This window comes from Planococcus sp. RAB007_Raresut, from assembly GCF_057369535.1.
The window spans coordinates 131209-145390 of record NZ_JBXYIF010000001.1 but is presented as its reverse complement, the minus strand read 5'-3'; the positions used below and the strand labels follow the sequence as shown (position 1 = coordinate 145390).

The 14182-nt window shown below is 44.0% G+C and carries 19 protein-coding genes; 12 read left to right on the top strand and 7 right to left on the bottom strand.

The window, feature by feature from the left end; translation table 11 throughout:
* The first annotated feature begins 1 nt into the window (after position 1).
* Positions 2 to 934 (top strand): sulfurtransferase, encoded by a 933-nt coding sequence (locus tag AC2Q9J_RS00715; protein WP_499036452.1) that lies wholly within the window; start codon positions 2 to 4, stop codon positions 932 to 934.
* Positions 935 to 1445: 511 nt separating this feature from the next.
* On the opposite strand, the gene AC2Q9J_RS00710 is transcribed toward AC2Q9J_RS00715, so the two are convergent.
* Positions 1446 to 2744 (bottom strand): hemolysin family protein, encoded by a 1299-nt coding sequence (locus AC2Q9J_RS00710; protein ID WP_499036450.1) that lies wholly within the window; start codon positions 2742 to 2744, stop codon positions 1446 to 1448.
* A gap of 179 nt (positions 2745 to 2923) precedes the next feature.
* On the opposite strand from AC2Q9J_RS00710, the gene AC2Q9J_RS00705 reads away from it, so the two are divergent.
* The 3 genes from AC2Q9J_RS00705 to AC2Q9J_RS00695 are packed head-to-tail and all read left to right on the top strand — an operon-like array spanning position 2924 to position 5467.
* Complete coding sequence (locus AC2Q9J_RS00705) at positions 2924 to 4495, top strand: amidohydrolase (protein WP_499036448.1); 1572 nt, start codon at positions 2924 to 2926, stop codon at positions 4493 to 4495.
* Between the two features lie 2 nt (positions 4496 to 4497).
* A complete protein-coding gene (locus AC2Q9J_RS00700) occupies positions 4498 to 5217 on the top strand; it encodes an SDR family NAD(P)-dependent oxidoreductase (RefSeq protein ID WP_499036446.1) in 720 nt (239 codons plus the stop codon).
* A gap of 40 nt (positions 5218 to 5257) precedes the next feature.
* A complete protein-coding gene (locus AC2Q9J_RS00695) occupies positions 5258 to 5467 on the top strand; it encodes a hypothetical protein (RefSeq protein ID WP_499036444.1) in 210 nt (69 codons plus the stop codon).
* Positions 5468 to 5521: 54 nt separating this feature from the next.
* Here AC2Q9J_RS00695 and AC2Q9J_RS00690 read toward each other — a convergent pair whose 3' ends face one another.
* Positions 5522 to 6322 (bottom strand): TIGR00266 family protein, encoded by an 801-nt coding sequence (locus AC2Q9J_RS00690; protein WP_499036442.1) that lies wholly within the window; start codon positions 6320 to 6322, stop codon positions 5522 to 5524.
* A 198-nt stretch (positions 6323 to 6520) separates the two neighbouring features.
* Between AC2Q9J_RS00690 and AC2Q9J_RS00685 the strand changes: the two genes are divergently transcribed.
* The 5 genes from AC2Q9J_RS00685 (at position 6521) to AC2Q9J_RS00665 (ending at position 8981) form a co-directional block, all read left to right on the top strand.
* Entirely contained in the window at positions 6521 to 6778 is a 258-nt protein-coding gene (locus AC2Q9J_RS00685; protein ID WP_499036440.1) for a hypothetical protein, read from the top strand.
* 192 nt (positions 6779 to 6970) lie between these two features.
* Entirely contained in the window at positions 6971 to 7180 is a 210-nt protein-coding gene (locus AC2Q9J_RS00680) for a hypothetical protein (protein ID WP_499036438.1), read from the top strand.
* A gap of 34 nt (positions 7181 to 7214) precedes the next feature.
* Positions 7215 to 8225, top strand: a complete 1011-nt coding sequence (locus tag AC2Q9J_RS00675; RefSeq protein WP_499036436.1) for a S66 family peptidase — start codon at positions 7215 to 7217, stop codon at positions 8223 to 8225.
* Positions 8226 to 8242: 17 nt separating this feature from the next.
* A complete protein-coding gene (locus AC2Q9J_RS00670; protein WP_499036434.1) occupies positions 8243 to 8743 on the top strand; it encodes a GNAT family N-acetyltransferase in 501 nt (166 codons plus the stop codon).
* Positions 8744 to 8789: 46 nt separating this feature from the next.
* Entirely contained in the window at positions 8790 to 8981 is a 192-nt protein-coding gene (locus AC2Q9J_RS00665; RefSeq protein ID WP_499036431.1) for a hypothetical protein, read from the top strand.
* 193 nt (positions 8982 to 9174) lie between these two features.
* On the opposite strand, the gene AC2Q9J_RS00660 is transcribed toward AC2Q9J_RS00665, so the two are convergent.
* The 4 genes from AC2Q9J_RS00660 to AC2Q9J_RS00645 all read right to left on the bottom strand — a co-directional run bounded on the left by AC2Q9J_RS00660 (position 9175) and on the right by AC2Q9J_RS00645 (position 10896).
* A complete protein-coding gene (locus AC2Q9J_RS00660; protein WP_499036429.1) occupies positions 9175 to 9492 on the bottom strand; it encodes a hypothetical protein in 318 nt (105 codons plus the stop codon).
* Between the two features lie 17 nt (positions 9493 to 9509).
* Positions 9510 to 9719, bottom strand: a complete 210-nt coding sequence (locus AC2Q9J_RS00655; protein ID WP_499036428.1) for a hypothetical protein — start codon at positions 9717 to 9719, stop codon at positions 9510 to 9512.
* A 91-nt stretch (positions 9720 to 9810) separates the two neighbouring features.
* The gene (locus AC2Q9J_RS00650; RefSeq protein WP_499036426.1) at positions 9811 to 10203 is read right to left on the bottom strand and encodes a ribonuclease HI family protein; all 393 of its coding nucleotides are present in this window, start codon (positions 10201 to 10203) and stop codon (positions 9811 to 9813) included.
* A gap of 3 nt (positions 10204 to 10206) precedes the next feature.
* Complete coding sequence (locus AC2Q9J_RS00645; RefSeq protein WP_499036425.1) at positions 10207 to 10896, bottom strand: queuosine precursor transporter; 690 nt, start codon at positions 10894 to 10896, stop codon at positions 10207 to 10209.
* Positions 10897 to 11041: 145 nt separating this feature from the next.
* On the opposite strand from AC2Q9J_RS00645, the gene AC2Q9J_RS00640 reads away from it, so the two are divergent.
* On the top strand, positions 11042 to 11236 hold the full coding sequence (locus AC2Q9J_RS00640; protein ID WP_499036423.1) for a zinc-finger domain-containing protein: 195 nt from the start codon (positions 11042 to 11044) through the stop codon (positions 11234 to 11236).
* Positions 11237 to 11294: 58 nt separating this feature from the next.
* Here AC2Q9J_RS00640 and AC2Q9J_RS00635 read toward each other — a convergent pair whose 3' ends face one another.
* Entirely contained in the window at positions 11295 to 11504 is a 210-nt protein-coding gene (locus AC2Q9J_RS00635; RefSeq protein WP_499036421.1) for a cold shock domain-containing protein, read from the bottom strand.
* Between the two features lie 146 nt (positions 11505 to 11650).
* Here AC2Q9J_RS00635 and AC2Q9J_RS00630 point away from each other — a divergent pair, with 146 nt between their 5' ends.
* Both AC2Q9J_RS00630 and AC2Q9J_RS00625 read left to right on the top strand, forming a co-directional pair.
* Positions 11651 to 12286 (top strand): HD domain-containing protein, encoded by a 636-nt coding sequence (locus AC2Q9J_RS00630; protein ID WP_499036419.1) that lies wholly within the window; start codon positions 11651 to 11653, stop codon positions 12284 to 12286.
* The gene (locus AC2Q9J_RS00625) at positions 12283 to 14166 is read left to right on the top strand and encodes an ABC-F family ATP-binding cassette domain-containing protein (protein WP_499036417.1); all 1884 of its coding nucleotides are present in this window, start codon (positions 12283 to 12285) and stop codon (positions 14164 to 14166) included. Before AC2Q9J_RS00630 ends, AC2Q9J_RS00625 begins: the two co-directional genes overlap by 4 nt.
* The last annotated feature ends 16 nt before the right edge of the window (positions 14167 to 14182 follow it).

Genomic DNA, 14182 nt, shown 5'->3' with positions numbered 1-14182 from the left:
GATGAAAGTTTTCATCGAAACATTGGAAACGGATAAATATCGCTGGATTGATACCCGGTATGAACTTGGGAAACCTGAAATGGGGAAAACTCTCTATCAGCAGGAGCACATTAAAGGTGCCATCTACTGGGATCTGGAAAAAGATATGAGTGACATGTTATCTGAGGCCGGCCGGCACCCGATGCCTTCTCATGAAAAATTGACGGAATTGATTCGTGCAAGTGGACTCACATCTGACGATCATATTGTCGTCTACGATCAAGGAGGCGCACCTTTTGCAGCAAGAGCTTGGTGGTTATTGAAATATTGCGGTTTTGAAAATGTCTTTATCAGCAAAATGGGCTTTTCAGAAATGAAAGAAAAAGGAGCGGCAGTATCGCAAGAAATCCTTGAACTATCTCCTTCAAACTATGTGCCTGAATTTAACAGCGAAATTTACGCTGACCGTCAATACGTTAAAAATGTGATTAAAGGCGAAGAACTGGGTATACTTCTTGATGCAAGATCTCCTGAGCGCTATTCGGGAACCGAAGAACCACTGGACCGGGTAGCCGGAAGAATCCCGGGGGCGCATAATTTTGACTGGAGCCAGCTGGTTCACCACGGCAAACTGGATACCGACGTGGACTTCTCTTCCGTAATTCAGCCCAACGAACCTGTAGTTGTTTATTGCGGAAGTGGAGTTACGGCAGCTCCTTTATACGCAATGCTTGCGGAAAAAGGCTATGAATCACTGCGTCTTTACACAGGCAGCTATTCCGACTGGATAACTGATCCGGAAAACGAAGTGGAAATTGACCGGGAGGAACATCCTGAAGCCGCGGATGAAGATACCCGCGAAATTCTAGCCAAGTTGATCGAAGAAGGATACAGCGGGGAAATGCTGATGAAGAAATTTGAATACGAAAAATCCCTGCTGCAGGACAAGAAGTAAAGCAAGTAGGAATTTCGAAAAAGGGGTACCGGAAGAAATCCGGTACCCCTTCAGCTTTTTGAGAAAGAAAGCCAGGAAACCGATATTCCGCAAAACAGCTCCGCTTTCCTGGTGGCTCGCGCTGAGCTAACTCGTGCTCGTTCCACTTTGCCCGAGTGGATCTCAGCACTTCGCTTAGTCACCTGGGAGTCTTCGCTGTTTTGCTCCATATCTCTGTTAGCCTTCTCTAAATGGAGTAGCTTAATAGGTTTATATAATATAGAAAGATGTTCATAATGATTCTGCATGAATCCAGAATGAAGCGCTAGGCGGTGACTCCTGCGGGAAAAAGAGCGAGTCCTGAGACTCCGCAGAGAGCGAAGCGAACGAGGAGGCTCAGGCCGCTCCCCGCGGAAAGCTTCCGCCTAGAGCGCAATGATTGAAGAAATCGGCAGTTTCTCGACAAACTTAAGGGGTACCGGAAAAATATCCGGTACCCCTTTTATAATTGAAGAATATTCATGTCACCAATTTACTCATGCTTCACCAGCAGCAAGCGGATAATCTGATGATTTTCCATTTCCCGCACCGTTATGGTATGGCCCGGAAGTTCAACCTTGCCGCCTTCGGTAATTTCCGTATTCATCATCTGCACCCATCCTCCGATGGTGTCAACATCTTCACTGTCATAAAAATTCAACGCGAAGCGATCTTCAAGATCAGATAACAGCACACGGCCGTTCAGCAGATAGCGATTAGCATCAAGAACCTTTATCTCGTCCCGTTCATCTTCATCAAACTCATCACGGATTTCCCCGACAATTTCTTCGAGTATATCTTCCATAGTAATGACACCGGCAGTTCCGCCGTATTCATCAACCACAATCGCCATATGGACATGCTCTTTCTGCATTTTCACCAGTACATCCTGGATCGGCGCCATATCATGCACGAATGGGATGTCATGCATCGCAATACTCTTTTTCAAATCTTTTTCCTGTGTATAATTCGTCAGCATTTCCTTGACATTGATAAAACCGATAATATCGTCTTTGTCTCCCTGCTCCGTTACTGGATAGCGGGTGTATTGATGCTCACGTACAATTTCCATCAAGTCGCCATGATCCATTTCCATAGAAATGGTTTCCATTTGCGTACGGGGAATCATAATATCTTTCGCCATTCTTTCATCGAAGGAAAAAATATTCTGCATATACGAAAGTTCCGTTTGATTGATTTCACCGCTGTTATAACTTTGGGTCATAATGATTTTCAGGTCTTCTTCGGAATGAGCCTGCTCATAACCGACGGTTTTGATGCCGGCCATACTCAACAGCCCTTTTGAAGCGCCATGCATCAGGCGGATCGCGGGTTCCATTAAGCGGCCAAATAAATAAAGCGGCCATGCAACTTTTAAAGCGATGTTCTCAGCGTTTTGGATCGCCATCGTCTTGGGAGCCATTTCACCAATCACAACATGGAAGAATGTAATGATTGCAAATGCCACACCAAATGAAAAAATCGTGGTGACGGGTTCGTTGACATTCAGCGTTTCAAACAGCGGACGCAGCAATTGTTCAATCACAGGTTCACCCAGCCAGCCGAGGCCGAGGGCAGAAACAGTGATTCCAAGCTGGCACGCTGATAGATAATAATCCAGATTATCAATGATTCTTTTAGTGATCGCCGCGCTCCTATTGCCCTCTGAAATCAATTGATCGATGCGGGAAACACGGACTTTGATAATGGCGAATTCCGCTGCCACAAATAGTGCTGTCATCGCTATTAACAGCGACATGATGAATAAATTCAAGATAAGTAAACTGTCCAATTAATCCTCCCTTGATAGGAGGTTCACCTCTGCTTTCCAAATATGGAATCATTATAACATATCGTGCCAACTCATAAGTGTCTGGCGGTTCAATAGGGATATTTCAAAAAAATGATGAGGGATTTATTGAATATCCTGTGAATTCAACTTATGATGAATGAGAGAAAAGGAGTGAGTTCATGAAGACGGTATGGCATGGCGGCATAATTTATACTATGGCGGCAGAAGGTGAAACAGTGGAAGCTGTTCTCGTTTCTGACGGTAAAATAGAAGCAATGGGTTCACTGAAGGAATTGAAAGACAAGGCTGATCAGGAAATCGACCTGAAAGGAAAAGTACTTTATCCCGGATTTGTCGACAGCCATATGCACATGATTGGACATGGTGAAAAATTGCTCCGTGTAGACCTTTCGAAAATCGATTCTTCGGAAGACATGAAACAGCAGCTGGTTGAATCTACGGATGGTCTGGCGGCAGATGACTGGTTTATCGGAGAAGGGTGGAACGAGAATAATTTCCCCGACCGCAAAATCTTTCACCGATTGGAGCTGGATGAAATATCAACGTCTCCGATGCTGTTGAAACGTGTATGCAGGCATGCCATCCTTGCAAACTCCAGCGCGCTCGCGCTCGCAGGCATAACGAAAGATTCACCAGACCCGGAAGGCGGACTGATTGTGCGCGACGCAGATGGCGAGCCGACAGGCTATCTATTGGACGCGGCTCAGGATCTTGTAGCGAATGTTGTACCCCCAGTGAGTGTGGAGTACTTAACGAAAGCGTTACAGACCTCTGTCGATGATCTGTTGGCGTTGGGACTGACAGGCGCACACACGGAAGATATGGGCTATTACGGCCATTATTCAAAACCATTGCAGGCATTCAAGAATGTATTGGGCGGCGAAACGAAATTCCGCGCACACTTATTGCGTGCTCACAGCGCTTTCGAAGAAATGATGGAAAATGCCACATACGTGGAGCCATTTGTAGATCCGGGTCCGATGAAGATATTTGCTGACGGATCCATTGGCGGCCGCACAGCTCTTTTAAGCAAACCATATAATGATGACCCCTCCACCAGCGGGGTTGCCATCCATTCGGATGACGAATTGAAACGGCTGGTGTCAGTTGCGCGCAAACACGGTGAGGCGATAGCCATCCATGTAATTGGTGATTTGGGAATGGAGAAAGCCCTCGATGCGATTGAAGCTCACCCGGTTTCGAAAGGGAAGCGGGACCGTTTGATCCACAGCATGGTTCTTCGGGAAGATCTGGTTGACCGCATGGAAAAAATAGATGCGATTCTTGATCTTCAGCCAAGTTTCGTGACTTCGGATTTCCCGTGGGTCGTTGAACGGCTGGGAGAAGATCGTCTGGAATGGTCCTATACATGGAAAAAACTGCTCGACCGCGGGTTGATTTGTGCGGGAGGGTCAGATGCTCCGATTGAAGAAGTGGATCCCAAGCAGGGGATCTATGCTGCTGTAACAAGACGCAAACCGTATGAAACTCACGAAGGATATATGCCGGAAGAAAAGCTGAGCCGTTTTGAAGCCATTCAGCTTTATACCAGCGGCAGCGCGGCTGCCATTTGTAAAGAAGATTCAAGGGGTATACTTGCTGAAAACTACGATGCCGATTTCAGTGTTTTCGACCGCGACCTATTTGAAGGAAATGAAGAGCAAATACTCGAAGCGCAAGTCGAACTGACGATTGTAGCGGGAGAAATCATGTTTAAGAAAGGGGAATGACGATGGGGGCATACATCATTACCGGCGCCTCTAAAGGCATAGGTCTTGCTCTTAGTGAACAACTGAGCGAAAAAGGGCATCAAATTTACGGGATTGCCCGGTCTTTTACGGAAAACTGGACGGGAACCAAGTCTTTTGAATTTGATTTATTGCAAACATCACAAATTCCTGAGTTGATAGAAAAAATTTTCAGTTTTATTTCTGAGGACGTCGGCAGCATAACACTCATCAATAACGCGGGGACGATTTCGCCCATCGGCTTTGCAGGAAGCAATCATGCAGACGAAATCAGCAATAGCATCGCTTTGAACCTGACTGCGCCAATGGCAGCGAGTGGCGCCTTCATCGCTCAGGCTGCTGATTTTGCAGTAGAAAAAAGAATTGTCAACATCTCTTCAGGCGCCGCCAGACATGCTTACGAAGGATGGAGTGCCTATTGTGCCGGCAAAGCGGGACTAGACCATTTCAGTTTATGCATTGAAAAGGAATACAAAGATATCAAAACGATATCGATAGCGCCTGGCATCATCGATACGGATATGCAAGGAAGAATCCGTGAAAGTTCAGTATCAGATTTTCCAATGATTGAGAACTTCAAAGAATATAAGGAACAAGGAATGCTCAGTACACCAGAACAAACGGCTGAAAAATTGATCCGCCTTTTTGAGCGGGAAGATTTCAGGGATTTGGAAACGATAGCCGACATACGCAATTACGAATAAATGGCATATATAAAATATACTTACTGAAAGGAGCTTGTTGATGTCTAATATCCCTCCGAACATTCTGGCGCTTTTAGCGGACGCCGATCACGCTGGAGTGAACATGAATAGCCCGAAAGAGGTCGTTACCCATTTACTGGCTCATGGAGAAAAGGATTCGATCCTGTTTTTCTACAAGCCCAATAGCCTGGAATTTGATTTTGATAAATACAATGAGGCCGTTGAAATTATGAAAAAACAAAAAAATTAAGCGAAAAGGTCCCATAAGCCAAATAATTGGCATATGGGACCTTTTTCAATATTTTTATCTTCCGCCCAATAAATCGAATAGACCTCCTGCAGCACTGCCCTCGCCTTTGGAACGGCCAGCTGGGTTTTGTGGCGCTGCAGCAAATACTTTGCTCGCAAGACGGCTAAAGGGAAGAGACTGGACCCATACGCTGCCAGGACCTCTAAGAGTTGCGAAAAATAAACCCTCACCGCCGAACAAAGCAGTTTTTACACCGGGAACCATCTCGATATTGTAATCGACATCAGAGGTCATCGCCACCAGACAGCCGGTATCAACCTTCAGTACTTCACCTTTTTGGAGGTTTTTCCGGTAAAGGGTGCCACCCGCATGAATGAAGGCCATACCATCGCCTTCGAGTTTTTGCATGATGAATCCTTCTCCTCCAAAAAAGCCGGTTCCAAGTTTCCGCTGAAATTCAATTCCGATCGAGACACCTTTGGCGGCGGCAAGAAAAGCATCTTTTTGGCAAATCACTTTGCCGCCGAGTCTGCTTAGATCAAGGGGAACAATTTTGCCCGGGTAAGGGGATGCAAAAGAGACGGTCCGTTTGCCGCTCCCCTTATTAGTGAAGGTGGTCATGAACAGGCTTTCTCCTGTAATGATTCTTCTGCCGGCGCCAAGAAGCTTGCCCATAACACCGCCGCCAGTCCCATTGTCAGATCCATCTCCAAAAATTGTTTCCATAGCAATGCCATCTTCCATCATCATCAGTGCGCCTGCTTCTGCCACCACCGTTTCATTCGGATCAAGTTCGACTTCTACAAATTGCATATCATCGCCGTACAATTTGAAATCAATTTCATGGTTATTCATATTTTCCTCTCCTTTTCTACTGACTGTCACTTTCTACTATATAAGTATTTTGGCAATAAATGAATGCTTTCATGCAAAATTTACAGAAGCTTCAGATTACGCCGCTTAAATATCTTCAAGAGGTTTTCCAAGACTATATCGAATGTTCCGAAAACATGGTAAGATTTAAGAAAATCTTTTAACGAATGAGGGGTACTAATGGGAAATGTTATATCTTTGGCTATCGTAATCGTTGCAGTATTTGCGGCTTTCGCATTAAAGAAATTTTATGAGAGACCGTATATCGTAAATTTCGCGCTGGCTGCCATGCTTCTGCTGATTGTCATCAGGACTTTTATGCTGCAGCCGATCACCGGCTTAGGCTATGCGGCAATTATTCTATGTACAGTGGCTGGAATTTTCCAGGCTGTTCTCGGGATTAAAAGCTTCAAATCAACTCAACAAGTTCAAGCTTAAAAAAAGAGTCCCTTGCCGGGATTCTTTTTTTAATGAAAAAATGTGGTTTCTGAAACTATTTGGATACAAATATTATTTTTCTGATCAATTTTTCGGAATTATTAGAAAGTAGGTCTTTCATATCAATTTAAGTTTAGTATAATGAAGAATATCACATATCTTATATACATTTAATGATTGAGGAGGGGTTTTATGGAGCCAAGGAAAAGCAGAAAGGAATTCCGGAAAACAAAACAGCATTATAAAGAAACCGGATTGTCCTACGGCGTAGCTAATATGGATGCCAAGCCGCTTGACCGTGAAGGCAATAAATTTCTCGATTTTCTAGTGCATGCTTTTTTATTTTTACTCGGCGGCGTCATCTTATGCGCCATGCTTCTCGCATTACTGACCATGACTTGAAGATTTGAAAAGTAATAAGGAAGGGGGAGTTTAAATGATTCGATATCCTTCGAATGATATTAAAACGATTGGTGTAACCGCTCCTTCATCCGGAGTGGACAGAGAGCTTCATCCGCTTCTAGAGCAGACCATCAGACGGCAGCAGGAAAAAGGGTTTCAGGTAAAAGCCGGTAAGACCGCCTGGACACAGAAGAATGCAAAATCGGCACCTGCACTAGATAGGGCGCAGGAATTGATGGAAATGTTGAATGATCCTGCGGTCGATGCCATCATCCCACCTTGGGGCGGCGAATTACTCATCGAAATTCTCGAGTACGTGGACTTCGGCAGCATAACTCCAAAATGGATTCTCGGCTATTCAGACATTAGCCTGCTTCTTCTTGCAGTAACCTTGAAAACTGGAATTGCAACTGCCCATGGCACCAATATCATTGATTTGCGCGGGCCGGAAACAGATGACACAACTGCTAGATGGATTGATGTCCTATCAACTGAAAGAGGGAAAGAAATCGATCAGCAATCTTCGGAGTCATACCAGAAGAGCTGGGATCATGAAAACCCATCCCCAATGGTATTCCATTTGACTGAGAAGACGGAATGGAAGGCAGTTTCGGGGAATGAAAAGAAATTTGAAGGCAGGCTGCTGGGAGGATGCATTGACGTTATCCACCATCTTGCGGGTACTCCTTACGGCAATGTTAACGAGTTCCGACAACAGCATATTCCTGGTGAACCGGTCATCTGGTATCTCGAGAATTGTGAAATGTCGATAGCGGATTTAAAGCGTTCTTTGACTCAGCTGAAATATGCGGGCTGGTTTGAAAATTGTGCAGGCATTCTTTTTGGCAGAAGCGCCGCAAACCATCCGACCGAAGGTTACACAGCAGAGAAAATGTATAGGGATTTGGAAAACGAGCTAGGCATCCCTGTCCTCTATGATGTGGATTGCGGCCATATGCCACCACAGATTATCTTTGTCAATGGGTCTTACGCTGAAGTTGAATTTCGCGAAGGCAAAGGAAAAGTCAACCAGAAATTCATATAAGAAGGATGTAAATAGCTATGGAAATCAGAATCGTCACACCCAATGAAGCAGAGGCATATAATATTCTCAGGCTGGAAGCATTGCTGGATACGCCAGATGCCTTTGCCGTTTTATACGAAGACGCCTTAAATAAACCGATTGAAAAAACGCGTTCTCAATTGGCTTCGGAGCATTCCGTAACCTTTGGCGCATACGAAGCCGGAAAATTGATCGGGAACATGACACTGGCGCGAAACACTGTACCCAAGATGAACCACAGAGCTTCCATCGTAGCCGTTTATGTAAGTCCCGCCTACCGGGGCACTGGCGCAGCCAATGACCTTATGAAGAAATTGATGGAGTACGCTGACATGTGGGAAGGACTGGAACAGCTTGATTTGATGGTCGCAAGCCATAATTTGCGGGCTAAGCATTTTTATCTGCGATACGGTTTTGAGAAATATGGAACCGAGATTCATGCGATGAAAACAGGGGACAGATACATTGATGAAGATTTAATGGTGAAATTCATAAAGTAAATGCATTGCTGCTTGTAATCCGGAAAGTAGGTGCTATATGAGGAATTTGTCGAAGATTACCTTGTTTGTATCATTATTTTTATTAATCGGATTTCCAATGATTTTTATGATTATTTCCATGTTTACCGATCAATGGATTTATATGTTCTCCGGATCCATGCCGTCTATGCTGGCAGGAACATTTGGCATCTTCTTTATCATCCAGCAAGCCAGAAAGACAGAGGAAGAAGAGGTTTAAAGCAGACTAAACAGCTTAAACCAAAAAAGCGCGGAGAATTTCTCCGCGCTTTTTGCTGATTTAATTTGAATTTTTTACTACATTAAAGAAAACTCATTCCTCTGAATGATTGGCCAGCCATAGTTATTGCCTTCTTTTATTCTGTTTTGTGGAATATCGGTTTTCTAGCATTTAATTTTCAAAAAAACAGGTTTCACTTGGAAACCTGTTTTTTGCCCTGCATTATTTCGATGATGACGAGACCAATTGTAATTCCAAGGAACACGTTGATCAGCAACGGTTCCAGGAATTGATCGCGGAAGATGAAAGCCACGGTCAAGATATAAAAAGCGCCTTGTGCGACCTTGGCGGTAGTGGGGATTTTATCTTTTGGATACCTTACGCGCGCCAGCTGAAAGACGACGAACGATGCCAGCAGCAGTAAAAAATGCGGCCAATAAAGGTTGTCGACGGTATTATTGACGATTGCATAAATGAGAAGCGGAATTATATAAAAAAGTACAGAATTCACAAAATCACCTTTCCAGACTACTTTCTAGAATTGTCCTGCTGTTTGCCACTGAACAGCATATATAAATTATAGATGGCAAAAATAACGGCAAGCGTCACAATGACAATCGAGATGATCGGATAAACAGCTGGTCCGCTTTCCATAATTTCAATAATGCGAGTGTAAATAATCCATGGTCCAATGACCAATATGAATATATCAAGTGCAGTCCCCAATTTTGTTCTCATGATATTCCTCCATTAGCTCATACTCTCTTTATCTTATCAGAAACTGCTAATGCTTGGGGAGTGATTCCATAAAGATACAGGAATGCATGCTTTATTTTTTATTCGCGCGCAAGGCAGTACCTGCCAAATCATGGGCAGCCCGGTTCTGGGAATCAGGAATCCATTTGATGAAACAATATGAAAATGATTTGGAACGGGCCAATGCCTCGTTAAGGAGCGGTTTATATAAAGGGTTTTTGATAAACTCTTTTTCAAATGCATCGACGACCACTTTTGAATCGGATTTTATGGAGACCATTTCCGACGTCAATTCCTCGGCAAGTTCGAGCCCCTTTACCAAAGCCGTAAATTCTGCGACATGATTATCCATTTCGCCGACAAATTCTTTATGCTTGATCGAATGGCCTTCGCCGCGGATAAATACGCCGACGGCACTGACTTTTGGAGAGCCGGCTGTGGCGGCATCGATAAACACTTCAATCATAAGCTACACCTGCTTTTCATCGTTTGGTGTGATTTTTTTCGCGATATAACCGAATGGGGTATCGAGAAGGGAAACGATAAATTTCAACACGTATGTCGAAATGAAGATTTGAACCCATACATCGAATGGAAAAACGTTATAAAAAGCGATGCTGGTGAAAATCAGCGTATCGATCAATTGGCTCAGCAGGGTAGAGCCGTTATTCCGTATCCAGAATTGGCTGTCTTTCGGAAAGATTTTCCGAAGAGCAGAGAAAATCAGCACATCAATATGCTGGCTTGCCAAATAAGCAATCATACTGGCAACTGCAATTTGCGGCACCAGACCAAAGATTGTTTCAAGTGATCCGTGGGCAAAATCGCTTTCTCCAGGGATGAACTGGAGTCCGAATTGCATCGCTACAACCATGAACAGCAAAGCCGAAAATCCAAGCCACACTGCTTTTTTCGCTTCTTTTTTGCCGTACTTCTCGTTGAGAATATCGGTCGCGAGAAAGGTGGAAGCATAGAGGCTGTTTCCAAGGGTGGCGGTCAATCCGATGATTTCAATCGTTTTGGTCACCTGGATATTTGCCAGGATCGTCGACATGGCAACCCAGGCAAACAACCCGGTTTTACCAAAAAACTTATACATAATTAACAGCATTGCAAAATTGGCCACGACAAATCCGAGGCCCAAAAATTCATTGAACAAATTATTTTCCTCCTTAGTTTTGGTAAAGCGGGAGTTCACGAACCGCTTGGACAATAAAATATCCTTTGACAGTATAACTATTGTTGGAATAAAAAACAAACAAGTAGTAAAATGATGAAACGGCAATTTTATAAGAGGTGACTGTGTGAATAAATTATCGATCATAAACGAAATAGATGAAATGTTGAATACCTACTGTGAAGGTTGTTTCGTCAGGACGCAAATCCGTAAAGACGAAGGTAAAACCGCTGCACACCGTTTCTGTATCAGCAATTGCACCATCGGCACCCAACTGCAATTTTTAGGCAATGAATTGAATAAAACAGGAACAAACAAATAAAAAGCAGAAACGGAATTTCCCGTTTCTGCTTTTTCTATGCTCAATTTGAAGATTTAAGTTACTCTGAGTCCAGCTGAACTACATTTGCGGCTTGCGGACCACGATTTCCATCAATTATCTCAAACGAGACGGGTTTGCCTTCCTGCAATGTGCGAAATCCATCGCCTTTAATGCCGGTAAAGTGGACGAAAACATCGTCGCCATCATTATACTCAATAAAACCATAGCCTTTTTCCGTGTTAAACCATTTTACAATTCCCTGGTGCATGCACGTTCCCCCTCGGTATTGAGTACTTTCGTGGTACCATTAATATAGTAATAATGGATGGCTTATACTATACACGAAGCCTATGAAACCGTCAATTTCACAATAGCTAAAGAAAAAATGTGCTTAACAGACCAAGGAGCGGAAGTATGACCAAAAATATTATAAGTAAATGCAAAGAAAAAGTTAAGGGAATTTACGACACTTTCGATGCCAGCCATGATTGGCAGCATATCGAGAGAGTTTTGGCCAACTCTAACCGTATCATGGAAAAAGAATCAGCTGATCCGTTCATCGTCGAATTGGCGATTCTTCTTCACGATGTTTCTGACCCAAAATATAAAAATGATGATTCGGATCCTGAGACGGAAATTCTGGAATCATTGGGCTTATCCACCAAGGAAATGAGCCGGATCAGTGAAATCATCAGACAGGTTTCATTTAAAGGAGGCAACGGTGAGGCGCCTTCCAGCATCGAAGCGAAAGTCGTACAAGACGCTGACAGGCTTGATGCGATCGGAGCTGTTGGAATAGCGAGGACGTTTGCCTATGGAGGAGCAAAAGGAAGAAAACTTTATGATTGGGAAGAGAAGCCGAGAACAGAAATGAGCGAACAGGAATACCGCAATAAGCCGACAAGCAGCGCAACTCATTTTTATGAGAAATTATTGCTTTTGAAAAACAGGATGAATACTGATGCTGGAAGGCAAATAGCTGATGAACGCCATCAATATATGCTATCCTTTTTAGAGCAACTTAAAAAAGAAACGGATGGTAATGCATGAGCCACTTAAATATTACGAAACTGACCAAAACGGTCGGAGCCAAAACTTTATTCAAGAATGTTGAATTTTCATTATATCCAGGCGACCGTGCCGGATTGATCGGCGTCAACGGAACAGGAAAATCGACGCTGATGTCCATTATAGCTGGTGAAATGGACGCGGATTCGATTTCAATGGATCATCCGAAAAAATATGAAATCACCTATTTAAAACAAGATCCAGAATTCGATGAATCACTGACAGTACTGGAAACAGTATTCTCTGGTGAATCACCGATTCTTCAATTGAATCGATCTTATGAGCAGGCTTTATCCAATATGATGACTGACTCGAGCTCTACTGAACTTCAGGACGAATTGATGAAAATCCAGGAAGGCATGGAGCGTGAAAATGCCTGGGATATCAATGCATTGGCAAAAACCGCGCTTACGAAACTCGGCATCGATATGTTCGACCGGCCGATTGGCGAATTGTCGGGCGGCCAGCGAAAGCGTGTGGCGCTTGCCAAAGCATTGATTGAGCCTTGTGATTTGATACTGTTGGATGAGCCGACTAACCATCTGGACGCTCTGTCGACGGAATGGCTTCAGGAAACTTTGCTGCGCATGAATTCGGCAATGCTCTTTGTGACGCATGACCGTTACTTCCTGGATGCAGTTTCGACGCATATTTTTGAAATTGCCGATCAGACAATGTATACACATAAAGGGAATTATGGCGATTACTTGGAAAATAGGGCGTTGCGCGAAGAAATGGCAGCTGCTTCACAGCAGAAACTTGAAAACCGCTTCCGTTCGGAATTGAAATGGATCCGCCGTGGCGCAAAAGCTCGTTCAACAAAACAAAAAGCACGTATACAGCGCTTCGACGAAATAAAAGAAAATGTGCAGAAAGAAAACGATAATACTTCCCTGGAATTGTCGATGCAGAGCCAGCGTCTTGGCAAGAAAATCATCGAAGGTGAAAACGTCGGTATGGCATTCGGCGATAAGCAAGTCTTCAGCGAATTCGACTTCCTCTTGCAGGGCGGCGACCGAATCGGAATCGTTGGTCCCAATGGAGCCGGAAAATCCACGCTTATGAAAATCATTGCCGGTGAATACGTACCGACACAAGGCAAACTTGAATATGGCAGTACCGTAAAAATCGCCCATTTCACTCAGCATCTGCCGGAGATGAATGAATCTCAGCGCATGATTGAATACATCCAGGAAATTTCAAATGACTATGAAGCGGAAAAAGGTGTGCGACTCTCTGCTACTCAAATGCTCGAACGCTTCCTGTTCCCATCCAATGGACATGGTACACAAATCGGCAAATTATCCGGCGGTGAACGCAAGCGTCTGTATCTCTTGAAATTATTGATGGAGCAGCCGAATATCCTGTTGTTGGATGAGCCGACAAATGATCTTGACATCCAGACACTCGGTGTTCTGGAGGATTTCCTGGAAAAATTCCCTGGCGTTGTGCTGACAATTTCACACGACCGGTTTTTCCTTGACCGGATTGCCCATAAATTATGGACGACCGGTACAGGCAGAATCGAAGAATATCAGGGCTTGTATTCGGAATTCATCAAACTAAAGCAAACACCAATGACAGAAGACGATAAAATACCGGTGGCTGCGTTGACACCTGATGTTTCGAAAACGGAGCCTAAAAAGAAAATGACTTACAAAGAACAGCAGGAGTACAGTACGATTCTGGAAGACATTTCTTCATTGGAATCCAAAATAGAAGACCGTGAGAAGGAAATGGCGGAAGCTGGAGCAAACTATGATAAATTACGTGAACTCACAGCAGAAGTTGACGAATTGACTAAACGATACGATGAAAAGCTGGAACGCTGGACATATCTCCAGGATCTGGCTGAAGGGTAAATCAATACTTATAGGA